At 72.6% G+C, this 13645-nt stretch carries 14 protein-coding genes; 3 read left to right on the forward strand and 11 right to left on the reverse strand.

From position 1 onward, the window contains the following. Nucleotides 1-40 precede the first annotated feature (40 nt). Nucleotides 41-1435, reverse strand: a complete 1395-nt coding sequence (locus ACFC0Z_RS05620; RefSeq protein WP_376433019.1) for a sensor histidine kinase — start codon at nt 1433-1435, stop codon at nt 41-43. A 91-nt stretch (nt 1436-1526) separates the two neighbouring features. Continuing rightward, a complete protein-coding gene (locus tag ACFC0Z_RS05625) occupies nt 1527-1673 on the reverse strand; it encodes a hypothetical protein (protein WP_376433021.1) in 147 nt (48 codons plus the stop codon). A 178-nt stretch (nt 1674-1851) separates the two neighbouring features. On the opposite strand from ACFC0Z_RS05625, the gene ACFC0Z_RS05630 reads away from it, so the two are divergent. Next, nucleotides 1852-2313 (forward strand): CbrC family protein, encoded by a 462-nt coding sequence (locus ACFC0Z_RS05630; RefSeq protein WP_376433483.1) that lies wholly within the window; start codon nt 1852-1854, stop codon nt 2311-2313. Between the two features lie 70 nt (nt 2314-2383). Here ACFC0Z_RS05630 and ACFC0Z_RS05635 read toward each other — a convergent pair whose 3' ends face one another. Beyond that, entirely contained in the window at nt 2384-2905 is a 522-nt protein-coding gene (locus ACFC0Z_RS05635) for a hypothetical protein (protein WP_376433023.1), read from the reverse strand. Nucleotides 2906-3324: 419 nt separating this feature from the next. Here ACFC0Z_RS05635 and ACFC0Z_RS05640 point away from each other — a divergent pair, with 419 nt between their 5' ends. Then, nucleotides 3325-4008 carry a hypothetical protein gene (locus ACFC0Z_RS05640; protein WP_376433024.1) on the forward strand — a complete coding sequence of 228 codons (684 nt, stop codon included), beginning with the start codon at nt 3325-3327 and terminating at the stop codon, nt 4006-4008. 138 nt (nt 4009-4146) lie between these two features. On the opposite strand, the gene ACFC0Z_RS05645 is transcribed toward ACFC0Z_RS05640, so the two are convergent. The 3 genes from ACFC0Z_RS05645 to ACFC0Z_RS05655 are packed head-to-tail and all read right to left on the reverse strand — an operon-like array spanning nt 4147 to nt 7167. Then, nucleotides 4147-5655 (reverse strand): patatin-like phospholipase family protein, encoded by a 1509-nt coding sequence (locus ACFC0Z_RS05645; RefSeq protein WP_376433026.1) that lies wholly within the window; start codon nt 5653-5655, stop codon nt 4147-4149. Between the two features lie 49 nt (nt 5656-5704). After that, on the reverse strand, nt 5705-6919 hold the full coding sequence (locus tag ACFC0Z_RS05650; protein ID WP_376433028.1) for a beta-ketoacyl-[acyl-carrier-protein] synthase family protein: 1215 nt from the start codon (nt 6917-6919) through the stop codon (nt 5705-5707). After that, nucleotides 6916-7167: an acyl carrier protein gene (locus tag ACFC0Z_RS05655; protein WP_376433030.1), complete on the reverse strand. Its 252-nt coding sequence runs from the start codon at nt 7165-7167 to the stop codon at nt 6916-6918. Before ACFC0Z_RS05655 ends, ACFC0Z_RS05650 begins: the two co-directional genes overlap by 4 nt. A gap of 321 nt (nt 7168-7488) precedes the next feature. Here ACFC0Z_RS05655 and ACFC0Z_RS05660 point away from each other — a divergent pair, with 321 nt between their 5' ends. After that, nucleotides 7489-8442 (forward strand): hypothetical protein, encoded by a 954-nt coding sequence (locus ACFC0Z_RS05660; RefSeq protein WP_376433032.1) that lies wholly within the window; start codon nt 7489-7491, stop codon nt 8440-8442. Here ACFC0Z_RS05660 and ACFC0Z_RS05665 read toward each other — a convergent pair. The 5 genes from ACFC0Z_RS05665 to ACFC0Z_RS05685 form a co-directional block, all read right to left on the reverse strand. Beyond that, nucleotides 8381-9529, reverse strand: coding sequence for a MupG family TIM beta-alpha barrel fold protein (locus ACFC0Z_RS05665; protein ID WP_376433034.1), 1149 nt, complete (start codon nt 9527-9529; stop codon nt 8381-8383). The two genes, ACFC0Z_RS05660 and ACFC0Z_RS05665, sit on opposite strands and share 62 nt — an antisense overlap. A 72-nt stretch (nt 9530-9601) precedes the next feature. Further along, nucleotides 9602-10738 carry an ROK family protein gene (locus ACFC0Z_RS05670; RefSeq protein ID WP_376433036.1) on the reverse strand — a complete coding sequence of 379 codons (1137 nt, stop codon included), beginning with the start codon at nt 10736-10738 and terminating at the stop codon, nt 9602-9604. Nucleotides 10739-10779: 41 nt separating this feature from the next. Then, nucleotides 10780-11472 (reverse strand): class I SAM-dependent methyltransferase, encoded by a 693-nt coding sequence (locus ACFC0Z_RS05675; protein WP_376433038.1) that lies wholly within the window; start codon nt 11470-11472, stop codon nt 10780-10782. A 5-nt stretch (nt 11473-11477) separates the two neighbouring features. Beyond that, on the reverse strand, nt 11478-11999 hold the full coding sequence (locus ACFC0Z_RS05680) for an AAA family ATPase (protein ID WP_376433040.1): 522 nt from the start codon (nt 11997-11999) through the stop codon (nt 11478-11480). Nucleotides 12000-12131: 132 nt separating this feature from the next. Then, a complete protein-coding gene (locus tag ACFC0Z_RS05685) occupies nt 12132-13616 on the reverse strand; it encodes a long-chain fatty acid--CoA ligase (protein WP_376433042.1) in 1485 nt (494 codons plus the stop codon). Between the last annotated feature and the right edge of the window lie 29 nt (nt 13617-13645).

Consider the following 13645-nt stretch of genomic DNA (forward strand, 5'->3'; position numbering starts at 1 on the left):
GCCCTCCCCGCCCTCCCCGCCTGCGGGTCACTGAACCTGGTCATGCCCGGGCAGCCGGGAAGCGGGCCACCATGAGGGCGCCGGGGCCGTCGGGTTCCTCGGCCGTGAGGGTGCCACCGTGGGAGGCGGCCAGGTCCCGGGCGATGGGGAGGCCGAGGCCGGCGCCGCCGGTGCTGCGCGAGCGGGCTTGGTCGAGGCGGGTGAACCGGTCGAAGACGCGGCCCCGGTCGGCGGGCGGGATGCCGGGGCCGTCGTCCCGGACGGTCACGACGAGCCCGGGTTCGCCGCTGACCACGGTTCCGGTGACGGAGACGGTGACGGTCACCTCGGTCCGCGCGTAACGGCAGGCGTTGGCGAGGAGGTTGCGGATCAGCCGGTCCAGATGGACGGGGTTGCCCGCCAGGACCGCCTGGTCGGGGACCTCGCACCGGAGTCGCAACGCGGCCGCTTCCGGCAGGTGTTGGTGTTCGCGGACCAGGTCCTCCGCGAGGGCCGCCAGGTCGACGGGTTCGCGGACCGGGGCGACCGAGCCGTGCGAGGCGAGCAGCAGCAGGTCGTCGGCCAGGCGCTGGAGGCGGACGACGTCGGAGGTCGCCGCCGTGACCACCTCCTGCCAATCCGTGACCGACTCGGGGTGCCGCAGGGCCGATTCGAGCTGGGCGCGGAGCGCCGCGAGCGGACTGCGCAGCTCGTGCGCCGCGTCGCCGGTGAACTCCCGCTGCCGGGTGGCGGCGGCCTCCACCCGGTCGAGCGTCGCGTTCGTGGTGCGGGCCAGTTCGGAGATCGCGTCGGATCCGGGTGGGACGGGAACCCTGCGGTCGAGCGACTGGCCGGTGATGTCGGCGAGTTCGCGGCTGATCGCCTCGACGGGCCGCATGGCGCGGGCCACCGTGGCGTACACCAGGGCTCCGGTGAGGAGCATGACGAGCGGGACCCCCGTGGTGCGGGCGACACCGAAGACGCTCTCGGCGCCGTTCGAGTTGTTGCGGGTGGTGTCGAGCAGGGCGACGATGCCGAGGGTGAGAACTCCTGAGGTGACGGCGGCGGCCGTCATCAACCGTGCCCCCAGGGAGAGCCCGCGGACGCGGACGGCCGAGGCCGCCCACACGGCCGCCGCCACGAGAACTCCCGCTGCCGGTGCGAGAAACCCGAGTCCATAGCGGAGCGCCTCGTCGGCGACGTGGATGGGGTCGATCTGGTTCGCCCGTCCCACCCATTCGCAGCCCGCGTCGTAGACGTAGTACGTGATTGCCGCCGCGACCACCGAGCCCCGGAGCCGTGCCCAGAGGGCAGTGCCCCGGCCGGCCCACCAGCAGACGGCGGCGACGATCGCCGCCCCGCTCTCCGCGCCCCAGGCGGAGACCAGTTCGATCTGAGCGCCGATCCGAAGGGGCGGGCGGCCATCGAGCGGATTGAGCCTGACTGGTCCGGCCATGCTGTCCGCATACACGAGCCCACACACGACCGCCACGACGGCCAGAGCCGCCGCGACCCCGGCGGCCCGGGCCTGGCGGGGCGCGCAGGGCCTAGCCACGGGCCCTCACCTTGAAGCCGGTGCCCCGCACGGTCTCGAAGCCGTCGTGGACCACGTGGACGGTACCGACGGCGGCGGAGAGACCGCACCGCAGGAAGGCGGCCGTCCGTTCCTCGTGCTCGATCACCGGAATGCGCATGGGCCCGAGTATCGCCGCTGACGGTCAGCGGTCCCTGAAGAAATCCTCAGGGCTCCTCAAAGCTCCTGAGGCCCCTTCGGACACCGCTCCTTGATCCGGCCCGATCATCCGCGAGGCGGCCGAGGTATCCCCCTGCCGCCAGTGTGACAGGGGCGGGATCTACTCAGCGACCTTCCATATCGACCCGCGAGGTGGCGGGCGTTTTTGTCTGTGGTGTATGGCGGAGGGAAGCGCGGCTGAACGGTTCGCGGGCGAGTTCGCCGGCTCCGTCGGGCTCGACGGAGCCGGCGAAGACGTCGTGCATGAGGTCACCCGCCGCACTCCCGGCTTCCGTGCCCCGCAGGATCCCCACCGGTTCGTCCCTTGCCAGACCGCAGCCGCCTTCGTAGGTGAGGCCGGATGTTCAGAGCCGGCCGCGCGTCCGGACGCCCTCGCCCGACTGCGGACCGAGATGTGCCCCCACGGCCGGCGGGACCAGACCCGACTTGAGCAGCTTCTGACCCACCTGGGCGAGTCTGGGGCCGCCATGCTCTTCCGCTGCACGGTCTGCAGGGCTCCACCTTGCCTACGTCGACACATCGCAGGAGTGGCCACGTCGTCAGTCTGCGGTTGCGGACGAGTGTGCGGGCGGTGCTGGTGAAGGCGAGGAAGTGGTCGCCTTTGCGTTCAAGCGTCATCGGGCGTCCGAGACAGCGACGGCCCTACGGCTCCTATCCGGCCGGCTGCAATGCCCAGTAGTGCGGTTCGATGGGGGCGTGCCTCACCACGATCCGGCCGTTCACGCCGGGATCGTCCACGATCTTTCCGAACGAGGGGGAGAAGTCGGCGGGAGTGTGCTCGATGTCGGCCCACACCACGCTGCCGGGCCCGTCGGAGCCGTAGGAGACGCTCCACTCGGCGTACCGGTCACCGCAGCTCGTGACCGACACGCCGTGGTACGACGTCACCTTCATACAGGTGCGCGGGTCCGAGCCCGACGGGGAGACTTCCATCATTCCGTCGGGGCGTCGCAGCACCTGCCAGTTCGCCGAGGTGGACGCGGTCTCCGCGCAGTCGCCCAGCGACACCACGCCGACACTCGCGTGCGACTTGGGCCAGACCAGACACTTGCCGTCCGTGAGAGCCGCGAACCGGTAGACCCCGTCGACGAGCGGGGCGGCATGGGCGGGTTGCGCGAGCGCTGCGGTGGCCGCGAGCGCGGCGGCCGTGACGGCGATGACACGTGAACGCATGACGTGGGACTCCTCGAACAGCCGTGGTCGATCCGATCACACGGCACAGACGCGGTGGAGAGCAGCTGCCGCCGGAGACGGCGGCGGACTGATCTTGGAACACCGGTTCCGCCGGCAGCGGCTTGCGGCGGCAGCTGTCACTCGTCTGGCCGAGCCGTGTCATCCGATGGCATGGCGGTTCGGGACGCGGTCTCGCGCGCCCATGGGGGCACCGCGCTGGGAGCTCGTACGGGTGAACCGGTCCGTCACCGCCGTCCGGCCGAGCCTTGAAGCCCTACGGTGTGGCCTCGACTGACAGGATGGATACGCAAGGAGACGTACTGCATATGGTCGCCCTCCCCGGCGCGCGGCGCCGGCCCTGCCCTCGCTCCATCTGCCGTACGCGAGCGGGGGTCGTGGGTCTCATGGTGATGGCTGGGGTGCTGCAGTCCCTGGTCACCGCCGCTCCCGCCCACGCCCTTGAGACGCGGACCTACAGCACGCCGGGAACCTACACCGTCACGGTGCCCAGCGACGTGACCTATGTCGCGGTGAGCCTGACCGGCGGGGGTGGTGGGGGCGGCGGCGTTGGACCCGGCCCCGCGTTCGGGGACGGCACGGCCCAGCCAGGCGGCGGTGGTGGAGGCGGAGGAGCGAATTCCTCCTGTTTCCTGCCCGTCAAGCCCGGTGACAGGATCACGATCACCGTCGCCGCCGGCGGCGTTGGCGGGCCGGCCAGTGGCCTGGACCGAGACGGCGCATCCGGTGGCAACTCCGCCGTCACGGTCAACGACACAGCCGGCGGCGCCAGTGCGCAGGGCGGTGTCGGCGGGCACCACAGCGCGAACGCCTTTCCCGGGACCGGAGGCGCAGGAGGCGATCGCGGAATGAGCTGGTGCGTCGGCAGCTTCGCCGACCTTTACACGGGCCAGGCAGGCGCCGCAGCGAACGCTGATACCCGGGCAGGGGGCACCGGCGGCGCTCCCGGGGCCGTTCCGCCGAGCAGTTGTGGAGTCGGTGCGGGCAGCGGCGGAGCCGGCGGATCGGGCTCCGCGAACGGTCTTGCCCACCAGCACACCGAAAGCCTTCCCGGCGAGAGCGGTTGCGTCGTCCTGGCCTACTGACACCTCCCGTTGTCGCGGAATCAAGCTGGTCACCACGGCCTCCGTGCGGGCCGTGCCCCTGCCTGAGGCGCCCGTCATGGCTCCCCGGCCCCTCGCCGGAAACCGCAACGACTTCAAGGCATGGGAGGAATCAGTCCCTCAGGCCGCCGGATCCGCGCCCCCGAAGAGGTCGTTGCCCGCCGCGCCCGGCTCCGGGGCCGTGAAGAAGACGTGGAAGGCCTCGGCGAGTTCGTCGAGGGTGACCACGCCGTCGTCGTTGGTGTCGAGCCGTCGGCCGACCGGGACGGCGTGCCGCTCCGCGACGCCCAGCGCGCCGAGGAGGACGGTCACCTCCTTCGGGGTGAGCAGCCGGTTGCGGTCGCGGTCCGCCGCGTCCATGACCGCCGCGACGACGGGGAGGACCGTGGAGTCGTACAGCGCGGGGGACAGGGCGACCCGGTGCAGGCCTTCGGTGAAGCCCGCCCGGTCGAGGGTGCCGGCCGGGTCGACGCCGTCGGCGTGACAGAGCGCCTTCCACAAGTCGCCGAGGGCGGCGTGGAGTCCGTCGTCCCTTCGCGGCGGAAGGGCGAAGGCCGCGTGGAAGCGGTCCGCCATCGCGAGCAGGTCCGCCTCGCTGGCCCACCCGTTCCCGTTCCGGTCGACCAGTCGGAAGAAGCGGTCGAGTTTGCTTCGGAGGAACGGGGTGGCCGAAGCCGAGGTCGGCGTACTCGTAACCGGTCCCGTCGCGCTCGCCTCCGCGCGCGTGGGGAACCGTACGCTCCCCAGGCCGACGACCGAGGTCTGCTCCACCCGTCGGCCACCCGCCACCGTGGCGAGGTACGCCTTGGTGCGCCGGTACCCCTCGTCCGAGCGGCGTCGGCGGGTCTCGGCGCTCTCCCCGCTCTTGAACCGCAGCCCGCCGTCCAGTTGGAGGGTGTCCTCGCCGCTGGGCAGGTTGTGGACGACGACGTCGTCACGGCCCTGGTTGAGCGCCTGCCCCAGGTGGTAGCGGCGCGCCAGTTCGTACGAGAGTTTCCCCGCCTGCCAGATCCAGCGCGGTTTCGTCAGGTCGGGCTCCCACTGCTTGAGCCTCAGGACGTACACGGTCCGCGCGCCCCAGCTGATCGCGCGACCGATCGGGGCGGTCTCCACCACGCCGCCGTCGATGTAGTGCTCGCCGCCGATCTCCACCGGCGGGAAGAGGCCGGACAGCGCGCAGGAGGCGAGGACGGCCGGCACCAGCGGTCCCGAGTCGAAGTAGCGGGCGGTGGCGCGTTCGATGGAGGACGCGCATGCCTGGAAGGGCACGGCGAGGTCCTCGAAGCGGGCACCACGGCCGAGGATGCCCTCGATCATCTCGCCCAGCGCCTCGTTCGACATCAGACAGCCGTCGCGACGGAGGGTGTGCCGCACCGCACTGCGCAGCGTGGGCCGCCCTGCCCCCGTCTCGGTGAGGGCCGCGGTCAGGCGGTCCATGGTGTCGCACCCGCGGGGCGTGGGATCGGAGGCCAGGACCGCCCCGAGGGCGGACCCGATGGAGGTGCCGACGATCAGGTCGGGAGTGATGCCCGCTTCGAGCAGCGCCCGCACCATCCCGACCTGGTGCGCGCCGCGCACTCCTCCGCCGCCGAACACGAAGGCCACCGGTCCGCCTGGTCGTTCGCTCATCGTTTCGCTTCTTCCTTCTCTGACTGAGCACAGCGGCCGTCGGCAGCGCTCATGCGGAGGTCATTACGAGGGCGGCGTTCTGGCCGCCGAAGCCGATGGAGGTGCTGATGGCGGCACGGACCGGCCGCCGGACGACGGTCCGGGGCACGTCGATGTCCATGCGCGGGTCGAGTTCGGTGAGATTCGCGGTCGGCGGCACCTCTCCCGTCTCCACGGAGAGCACCGTGCAGACCGCCTCGATCGCGCCCGCCGCTGCCAGGGCGTGGCCCGTGACCCCCTTGACGGAGGTGACGACGGGCTGACCGACGACCTCTCGGAGTACGGCCGCTTCGGCGGCGTCACCCCGGGGCGTGCCGGTCCCGTGGGCGTTGACGTGGTCGATGTCGGAGCCGGACAGACCGGCGTCCGCGAGCGCGCCGCGCAGGGCGAGGGCGAGCCCCCTGCCCTCGGGGTGCGGGGACGTGGGGTGATGGGCGTCGGCGGAGGCCCCGTACCCGGCGAGCAGTGCCCGTACGCGACCACCGCGGGCGCGGGCGTCCGCCTCGCGTTCCAGGACGACGACACCGGCTCCCTCGGCGATCACGAAACCGTCGCGGGTGACGTCGAAGGGACGCGACGAGGTGCTCGGGTCCGGAGCGGACGCGAGCGCGCCGAGGTTGGCGAAGCCGCTCACGCAGAGCGGGGTGAGCGGCGCCTCGGTGCCGCCCGCGATGGCGATGTCGCAGCGGCCGGCGAGGAGCAGGTCCCGGGCGGTGCCCAGGGCGGTGGCGCCCGAGGCGCACGCCGTGGAGACCGCCAGGCAGGGGCCCAGCGCGTGGAACTCGATGGCGACCTGGCCGGCCGCCATGTTGGGCAGGTACAAGGGCAGGAGAAGGGGCGGGACGGCGCGCGGTCCGTCCTGTGCGAAGGCCTCGTGGGCGTCGGAGAGCGAGGCGAGGCCGCCGGTCGAATTGCCCATGACGACCGCGACCCGCGTCCCGTCCCACGACTCCGGGTCGAGGCCGGCGTCGGCGAGGGCCTCCCGGACGGCGACCAGGGCGAACTGGGAGAACAGGTCGAGCCGGTGGGCCCGCCGCATCCCGAGGAGCTCCGCTCCGTCGAATCCGGGGACACGGCAGGCCGTCCGCGTCGTCGCCGTCTTCAGCTCCGGTACCTCGGCGGCCTGGGTGCCCCGGCCCTCGCGGATGACCCGCCACGACTCCTCGACGCCGATGCCGGCCGGGGTGACGAGCCCGAGGCCGGTGACGGCGACGGGCAGACTCACGAGGCGATTCCGGCGGCTCCAGCGACTCCGGCGACTTCCGACAGGAGGTCGGACAGCTCGCCGATCGTGTCGACGCGACTGATCGCGTCGATGTCGACGACGACGTCGAGGCGGTTCTCCGAGGCGACCGCGAACTCGGCGATGGCGAGCGAGTCCAGCTCCAGGTCCGCGAATGTCGACTCCCTGGTGATCTCCTCCGCGGGGCGCTGGACGATCTCGGCGACGATTCCTCTGACAGCCTCGAACATGCTGAATCCTTTTGCTGGAAGGGACGGAAATGCGAGCGGACAATGGCGACCCGTAATGCGGAGATTTTGTTTCCCGTGAATTCTCCGATGGGAAAAGGGCGTGGACACGAGTGAAGTTAACAGCGTGTCCAGTCGGGCGCGTGCAGGAATGCGCCGAGCGTGTGAAGAGTGCGGCAGGCGGATGGTGCGAGCGGAATTCCGCGACCAATCGGTCCAGTCGCATTTCACTCGACTCGGCCGAAGGCGTGATGTCCAGGTGAGCGGGTTTACGTGCCCCCGGCTCGGATAGTGATCATTTTCTGAGCCGGGAAGGGGATTTCCATGCCGCGCCTTTCGGGCCCACCGGATCTGGGTACGCGCTCCCGCGCCGCTGCCCGCAGTGCCCGCCTCGCCGTCACGTACCTCACCACCTTCGAGCTCCCGGCCCTGGCCCTCGCGCTCACCGGGCGCGCCGGGACCCGTGACACGGCGCTGGGGGCGTTCTCGGGCCTCGGCGCCCGTCTCTTCGGCGACGGGTTCCGCCGGGCGGGCATGTCCCTGGACGTGCCCGAGGACTTGCCGCGCCCGGCCGAGGACCGGCCTGTCGTCGTCCTCCTCCGCCACGCCGGAACCCTCAACTCCCACCTCCTGTTCCACCTGGCCACCGGAGTCCTGGGGAGGAGACCGGTCTGCCCCGGGCGACTCCGGGCCCTCACGGACCCGGCCGTCGGCCTGCTCGTCCGGCCCACCGAGGCGCGCCAGTTCTACTGGAACGAGGCAGGCCGGAAGCGGGCCCTTCAGTACGTCGCCGAGAGCGCCGCGACGCTCACCGCCGCCCAGGCCCTGGCCGTCTTCCCGGAGGGCACCAACATCACGGCCCGGCGCCGGGCCCGCGCGCTGGCCGAACTCCGCACGCGCGGGATGCACGCGCGCGCGGAGTGGGCAGCCGGGCTGCGGCATGTCCTGCCCCCGCAGCACGCCGGTGTCGTCACTGCCCTGCGCAAGGCCGTCGACGCGGATGTCCTCGTCGTCGGACATCAGGGTCTGGAGGACCTGGTGGGCTGGGCGTACCGCACCTGCTGCCCGCCCCGCGTCCCGGGCCGGGTCCGGGTGCACTGGTGGCACACCCCCGCTGCCGACGTACCCCGCACTCCCGCGAGAATCGCGGAATGGATCGACGCGCAGTGGGAGCGCATGGACGCCTGGCTCGACGCCCCGCTCCCTGCGGGCCTGCTCAGACCTGACCTGCCGGGGGCCGGAGCGGACTCAGCCGGACCGGGGTGCCGGGGCCGATGAACGGGAGGAGGGGCAGGTCGCGGGGGATGACGGAGCCGATCGGATTGACGGTGGGGTCCGGCGGCAGGTCCGTGCGGCTGATCGAGAGTTCGCCCCGGTAGCGGGGGAGCCGGTCGTTGCCGACGGTGAGCGTGCCGCGCGGGCGGTGAGCGGTGGCTCGTGCCGTGGGAGCGATCGGCAGCGCCGACAAGGCGGGGCGTGACCCCTCCAGGCGTACGAGTTGGGCGGCGGGGTCGGTCCGTTCGCGGTCCGGGACGCCGAGCCGGGCCCGTACCTCCGGCGAGGCGATCTCGTCCGTGACGCCGTCCGTGATGCTGTCTGAGCCGTCCTCTGCGCGGATGGTCAGATCCACCTCGCCCCGGGCGTGCCACGCCTCCCACTGGTCGGCGGTGCGCGGGGCGAGCGTGGGGTCGCCGACGAGGACCGCGTCGCAGCCGAGCGCGGCCAACTCGTGTGCGGCGGCGAGCGGGTGGCGCCCGCGGTGCGCCTCGACCGTGGGCAGCCCGGCGGCGACGGGCGCGCGGAGCACGCCGTCGCCGGGGACGAAGCCGACGGTACGGAAGCCGTGGCGCCGCCACATCGCGTTGCGCTCGGCCACCAGCTTGGCGGCGAGGCCGGTGTGGGTGCGCGGATAGAAGTTGTGCCAGGCCTCGACGCGGCCGGTGTCCAGGCCCTGGGCGAGGAGGCGTTCCAGCCAGGAGGGGGTGATGGTGGAGGCGTTGAGGCGTACGGGGATGTTCCGGGAGAGCGTGACGATGTCCTCGTCGGGCAGACCGAAGTCGATCCGGATCGCGTCGACCCCGAACGCGGTGATCCCCGCGGCGGTCGCCGGGGTGAGGCCGAGCGCGGGGAGCGCGTGCTGCGAGATGTCGACGGTGACGCGCAGGCCGTGCGCGTGCGCGAGAGCGGTGAGCTCCCGCAGGCGTACGGGGAAGGAGGCGCGGTCGTCCTCGGGCATGTGCAGCGAGATGAACGCGTCCGTCGCCCCGATCCGTAACGCCTGCCGACAGGCGTCCTCGGCCACGTCCTGATGGGCGAGGTAGAGCGAGACCCCGCTCGCGAAGGGAGAGGTGTCAGTCGAGGACATCGGGTTCCTTGCCGTGTCGGGGGTGTCGGGGAGGGAAGCCGGCCGCAGGAGTACGAGGAAGGGGCCGCGCGCCTACCCGGTCCGCTCGGGGCGGCGCCAGCGGGACGGGTTGTCGAGCAGCGGCCGGAGGGCGAGCTCGGCGGCGCCGCGTACGGCGGCGTCGGGGTCCTGCGTCACCCGGTACGCCGTTCCGCGGACGCGCGCGGCGACCGAGGCGGCCAGCGCCCGGTCCATGGCCTGCGGGGTCGCCGCGGCGAGCTGCCCGAGCAGTCCCGTGAGGACCAGGGCCCGCGGCCCGACGGTGTTGAGGGCGCCGACGAGCGCGACACCGAGACGCTCGGCCGCCGCTTCCAGGGCGGCGGGATCGCCGCCGTCCTCGTGCGCCGTCAGTACGGGGGCGAGCGCCTCGCCGCTCACGAAGAGCTCCAGGCAGCCCCGGGCCCCGCAACGGCACGGAGCTCCGGCCGGATCGACCGGTACGTGTCCCAGCTCCAGGGCCTCGGCGTCGCCGTCCGCGCCCACGAGTGCGGCGCCGACGCCGTCGTACTCGCCGACCACCACCAACGTACGCTCGCCGGGCTGTTCCCCGCAGAGGCCGACGGCCGTCGCGGAGGAGTCGCGCACCAGGCCGACCGACGCGGAGCCGACCGCCGCTCCGAGCCCGGGGAGCCGCTCGTCGAGGGCCTCGCCGACGAGGGCCGCCAGCGGGACCGGTCCCTCCCAGTCGAGGGAGAGGGACGTCAGGACGGTTCCGGTCGTGGTGTCGACCATGCCCGGGAAGGCGAGGACGACGCCCACGCACCGCTCGCGACGGGCGCCGAGGACCACGTCGGCGGCGTCGGCGATCCGCGCGGAGACCTCGTCGGCGCCCATGCCGAGGAGCGGCACGGTGTCGGTGTGCGTGGCCTCGCGCCGGCCGCCCAGCGCGTAGCAGACGGCCCGGATGCCGTGCGCCTCGATCTTGATCCCGACGGCCACGGGCCCGTCCTCGGCGGCGCTCAGGGTGACCGAGGGCCGCCCGAGGCCGGCGGTGCGGTGCTCGCCGAGCTCGATGAGCCCGGCGGCGGCGAGCCGCTCGGCGGCCACGCCGGCCGCGCTGCGCGCCAGACCGGAACGGTTGGTCGCCTCCGCGCGGGAGAGCGGACCGTACCGGTGGACGACGGAAAGCAGGCGGGCGGTCGCGGGGAGGGGTGCGGGTGGCGTGCTCACCGTTCACCTCCTCACGCGAGACTCCACAAGGATTTGTTCTTCTAAGAATAAAGCCTGGGCGAGCTCTGCGCGACGCGCCACAGCCTGCGCGGCAGATCCCCTTCCTCGAACGGGTGCACCTCGTCGAGCGTCCAGCCCTCGGCGAGCGCGTCGACGAGCTGCCGCGAGAAGAAGTGGACGGCGAAACCGCCGTGCTCGTGGATGTCGTCCCCTTGCGGCACGCCGCCGCCGTAGTGGGCGTCGCCGGTGTGCCGCACGGTGTAGACGAAGGTCCCGCCGGGCCGCAGCACGCGGCGGACCTCACCGACGAGCGCGTGGATCTCCCGCGTCGACAGGGCCATGCACAGCAGCATGTGGGCGAAGACCGCGTCCACGGACGCGTCAGGGAAGGGGAGAGGATCGCGTACGTCGTGGACGGCGGTGCTCACCCGCTCGGCCAGGCCCTCCGCCTCGGCCGCCGCGCGGAGCCGGCCCAGGCCGACGGGGCTGAAGTCGGTCGCCTGGACCGCGAACCCCTCGCGGGCGAAGAACAGGGCGTCGCGCCCGTGCCCCGCGCCCAGCTCAAGGACCCGCTCGGCCCCGGAGGCGCGGAAGATCCGCGCCGCGTGGACGGCGGGGGCGGAGGGCTCGGAGCCGTACATGCCGGGGTGGGCGGTGTACGTGCTCTGCCAGTGCGCCCGCTGCGCGGCTGCCAGGCCCTGGCCGCCCTCGCTCGTCCGCCTCGTCTCGTTCACCCCACTCACGCTACGGCCTTCGCGATCAGCGCGGCGGCCTCGGCGGGCGTCAGGTGCGTGGTGTCGACGACCTCCGCCTCCGCGTGCAGCCACGTCCGGGCCGCCTCGGCGTACGGCTCCAGGTACTGGAGCCGGAACGGCGAGTCCGGGCCGACGACGGTGTCGCCCGCGATCCGCGCCCGCAGCGTCTCCTGGTCGGCGTGGAGCACGAAGTGCCGTACCGGAATGCCGTACCGCGCGAGACCCGCGCTGATCTCCCGCCAGTACTCCTCGACGAGGACGGTCATGGGTATCACCAGCGTGCCGCCGGTGTAGTCGAGCACCTGCCGCGCGGTCTCGACGACGAGCGGCCGCCACGGCGGCCAGTGCTGGAAGTTCGTGGTCCGGGGCAGCCCCGGCGTGATGTCCATGAGCGTCTCGCCGACCTTCTCGGCGTCGAGCACCCGCGAGTCCGGGATCAGCCGTTGGACGAAGGCGCTGGTGGTCGTCTTCCCGGCGCCGTGGGTTCCGTTGAGCCATACGATCATGGCGCCCCAGCCTAGGCGACGAGGCGGCCGGCACGGTGTCGAGCTGTCCCCGCTCCGAGCTCGGCCGGCGAGCAGCGCGCCTCGGTGACGACATTGGCGGAGCCGGAGGGGGGCCAGTAGCTTGCGGGACCGTCAGGGGCGGGTCTCCGCCACCTCCCGCTTGAGGATCTTCCCCGTCGCCCCCTTGGGCAGCGCGTCCACCAGCCAGACGTGACGCGGGTACTTGTACGCGGCGACCTGCTCCCGCACGAACGCGCGCAGCTCCTCCGGCGTGACCGAGGCCCCGGGGCGCAGCGCCACGGCCGCGCCGACCTCCTCCCCGAGGACCTCGTCCGGCAGGCCTACCACCGCCGCCTCGGCGACGGCCGGATGCTCGTACAGGACCTCTTCGATCTCCCGGGGATAGACGTTGTAACCGCCGCGGATGATGAGGTCCTTCTTGCGGTCGACGATGGAGTAGTAGCCCTCCTCGTCGACGCGGGCCAGGTCCCCGGTGAACAGCCAGCCGTCCCGTATCGTCTCGGCGGTCGCCTCGGGGCGGCGCCAGTACCCCTTCATGACGTTGTGCCCGCGCACGCACAACTCCCCGACGCCGTCGCGGACATCGGCCAGCCGCATCTCGACTCCCTCGATCGGCGTGCCGATCGAGCCCGCCTTGCGCGGCCGGTCCGGGTGGTTGAAGGAGGCGACGGGGGAGGTCTCCGACATCCCGAACCCCTCCAGGACCGCGCACCCGAAGGCCTTCTCGAAGCCGTGCAGGACCTCGACGGGCAGCGACGAGCCGCCCGACGCGCACAGCCGTAGCGACGAGACGTCGTAGGCGTCCGCCCCCTGGGCGTGGACGCCCAGCATGGCCGCGTACATCGTGGGCACGCCCGCGAACAGCGTGACCCGACGGTCCTCGATCGCCTTGAGGGCGAGCGCGGGCTCGAAGCGGGGCAGCAGGGTGAAGCGGGCGCCGACGCTGATCGCGGTGTTCATGGCGACGGCCTGGCCGAAGGCGTGGAACAGCGGCAGACAGCCCAGGACGACGTCGTCCGCGGTGAGGTCGAACAACGACGTCGCGGCGATCTCGGAGTTGCGGATCAGGTTGGTGTGGGTGAGCTCGGCGCCCTTGGGCAGGCCCGTCGTGCCGGAGGTGTAGAGGATCACCGCGGTGTCCTCGTCCTCGCCGGCCGGCCGTGTGACCGGGACGGTGTGGTCGGCGAGCAGCTCGGTGAGCGAACCGGGCGCGACGGGGACGACGTCGGTGGCGCCGCCGGCGGCGCTGTTGCCCGCCGCCACCTCGGCCACCAGCGACTCGTGGGCGAAGAGGAGGGCGGCACCGGAGTCATGGAGGTAGTGCGCGATCTCCCGTGCCTTGAGGAGCGGGTTCATCGGCACGACGACCGCCCCGGCCCGCAGGGCTCCGTAGTAGAGGACCGGGAACTCCAGGAGGTTGGGCAGCATGACGCCCACCCGGTCCCCGGGCCGGATGCCACGGGCGGTGAGGAACGCGGCGGTCCGTCCGGCGAGTTCGTCGAGGGCCGCGTAGGTCAGCGACGCGTCGCCGAGTTCGACCGCGACGCGGGAGCCGTGCAGGGCCGCGCTGCGGCTGAGGAACTCCGAGAGGTTCACGAAGGGGTCCTTCCGAGGGGAGCGGGAAC

Origin of the sequence: Streptomyces sp. NPDC056144 (assembly GCF_042264145.1) — a bacterium.
In the GTDB taxonomy this organism is placed as follows: Bacteria; Actinomycetota; Actinomycetes; order Streptomycetales; family Streptomycetaceae; genus Streptomyces.

Bases quoted from the DNA above. Each gene is read 5' to 3' on its own strand.
- ACFC0Z_RS05645 (WP_376433026.1), bottom strand. From the start codon at position 5,655: ATGAGCGAACGACCAGGCGGACCGGTGGCCTTCGTGTTCGGCGGCGGA.
- ACFC0Z_RS05660 (WP_376433032.1), top strand. From the start codon at position 7,489: ATGCCGCGCCTTTCGGGCCCACCGGATCTGGGTACGCGCTCCCGCGCC.
- ACFC0Z_RS05680 (WP_376433040.1), bottom strand. From the start codon at position 11,999: ATGATCGTATGGCTCAACGGAACCCACGGCGCCGGGAAGACGACCACC.
- ACFC0Z_RS05665 (WP_376433034.1), bottom strand. From the start codon at position 9,529: ATGTCCTCGACTGACACCTCTCCCTTCGCGAGCGGGGTCTCGCTCTAC.
- ACFC0Z_RS05625 (WP_376433021.1), bottom strand. From the start codon at position 1,673: ATGCGCATTCCGGTGATCGAGCACGAGGAACGGACGGCCGCCTTCCTG.
- ACFC0Z_RS05655 (WP_376433030.1), bottom strand. From the start codon at position 7,167: ATGTTCGAGGCTGTCAGAGGAATCGTCGCCGAGATCGTCCAGCGCCCC.
- ACFC0Z_RS05620 (WP_376433019.1), bottom strand. From the start codon at position 1,435: ATGGCCGGACCAGTCAGGCTCAATCCGCTCGATGGCCGCCCGCCCCTT.
- ACFC0Z_RS05635 (WP_376433023.1), bottom strand. From the start codon at position 2,905: ATGCGTTCACGTGTCATCGCCGTCACGGCCGCCGCGCTCGCGGCCACC.